1 protein-coding gene is annotated in these 589 nt (G+C 36.2%); it reads right to left on the bottom strand.

Annotation, left to right across the window (positions count from 1 at the left end):
- Positions 1-109 precede the first annotated feature (109 nt).
- Positions 110-589, bottom strand: a 480-nt coding sequence (locus K6T82_RS24075; protein WP_223711568.1) for an ATP-binding cassette domain-containing protein, incomplete at its 5' end; no start/stop codon positions are given.

The raw sequence follows: 589 nt of genomic DNA, 5'->3' as shown, positions 1-589 counted from the left end.
ATAATGCCAAATATCAAGACCGTTCCCCATCGAATCATCCAATGTGGTACTTTGGTCAGAATGTCCTGAACCTCTTCACTTCTTAATTCAAATGTATCTTCGTTCATGATTAATTTCCTAATTGCAATTGGTTTCTAACCAGTTCAAAATAATTCCCTTTTTGTTCTACCAATGAAGAATGGCTTCCAATTTCGATGATTTTACCTTTATCCAAAACCACAATCTGGTCTGCATTCATAACAGTGCTTAATCGATGCGCAATGACAACTACCGTTTTGTCTTTGAAAAAGATATCCAGTTTTCTCATAATCTCCTTTTCATTATTGGCATCCAAGGCCGAAGTCGCTTCGTCAAAAAATAAGATTTCAGGGTTTTTATAAACTGCTCTTGCAATAAGCAATCGTTGTTTTTGTCCTGTACTCATTCCTAAACCTTCTGCTCCTATTTTTGTATTATATCCCAAAGGAAGTCCGCTGATATATTCTTTGATATTGGCAACATCTGCAGCGTATACCAGTCTTTCTTTATCAATCCTGTCTTCTCCAAAAGCAATATTGTTGGCAATGGTATCGCTAAAGATAAATCCTTC

The sequence above is a fragment of the Flavobacterium potami genome (genome assembly GCF_020026915.1).
Classification (GTDB): Bacteria; Bacteroidota; Bacteroidia; order Flavobacteriales; family Flavobacteriaceae; genus Flavobacterium; species Flavobacterium potami.
This window is presented reverse-complemented; position numbering and strand designations above follow the sequence as displayed.